Genomic DNA, 1,009 nt, shown 5'->3' on the forward strand with positions numbered 1-1,009 from the left:
GCCGAGGCCATGGTGGCGCAAATCGCGCGCTGTGATCCGTCGCACGCAGCACACTGGCTTGAGCAGGCCGAGGGAGACATCAAGACGGCAGGCCTGCTGGCGTTGGGTGTCGACAGGGTCGATGCCGAGACTATCCTGAAAAACTGTGACGGCAATCTTCGGCGCGTGTTTGCCGAGCTCGCCGGGGATCGTGACTCGCATCCTGACCGGCATCCCAAGGAAGCGGCGCGGAAGCAAGGCGGAGCGCGCGAGCCGTGACGACATCCGCGATGGCGAGCGAAATAGGGGAAAGCGCGGATGTTGTTGCCAATATTGTTCGTAACCGCCCCGCAACGCGCGACATCGCACAGCGAATTGGGATTGGCTCTGCGCCCCTGTGCGTCGTATGCGGTCGGGGAAGCTCCGGGCATGCCGGGGTTTACTTGAGATACCTTGTCGAGACGCGGCTCCGCCTTCCCGTTTCAGCCAGCGCTCCTTCGGTGATCACGGCATTTCGTACACCCTTGATGCTGCGCCATGCGCTGTTCATCGTGATCTCGCAATCCGGGCGCAGCCCCGATCTTGTCGCGGCGACCAGATCGGCGCGCGCCGCGGGCGCCCGCACCATCGCCATCCTCAATGCGACGTCGTCGCCGGTGGCTGACGAAGCGGAATTCGTGGTTCCGATCGAGGCCGGCCAGGAGCACTCCGTAGCGGCGACCAAGACCGTGATCGGCTCGATGGCCGCCGCCGCCCAACTTGTTGCCGAGCTGGCGGGAGATCATGCGCTGCGGTCAGCCATCGACAGGCTGCCCGAGCGCCTGCACCGCGCGTTGGCACTCGACTGGTCCGGGATTGCCGATGGTCTCGCCAAGGCGTCAGCTGTTTTTGTGGCGGCGCGGGGCCTGGGCCTCGGCTCGGCGCGGGAGATCGCTCTCAAATTGTCGGAAATCCTGCGCCTGCCTTCCATTGGTCTGAGCGCCGCCGAGCTGCAGCATGGGCCGCGCGCTGCGTTATCGTCGCGCACGCC

1 protein-coding gene and 1 pseudogene are annotated in these 1,009 nt (G+C 65.6%); both read left to right on the top strand.

The features are described from left to right. A pseudogene (locus tag ABIB80_RS39335) lies at window positions 1-258 on the top strand (N-acetylmuramic acid 6-phosphate etherase); the annotation flags it as partial. 11 nt (window positions 259-269) lie between these two features. Then, window positions 270-1,009: SIS domain-containing protein (locus ABIB80_RS39340; protein WP_354129655.1), on the top strand; the 740-nt coding region annotated here is incomplete at its 3' end.

Origin of the sequence: Bradyrhizobium sp. i1.15.2, assembly GCF_040548425.1 — a bacterium.
GTDB classification, from domain to species: domain Bacteria; phylum Pseudomonadota; class Alphaproteobacteria; order Rhizobiales; family Xanthobacteraceae; genus Bradyrhizobium; species Bradyrhizobium canariense.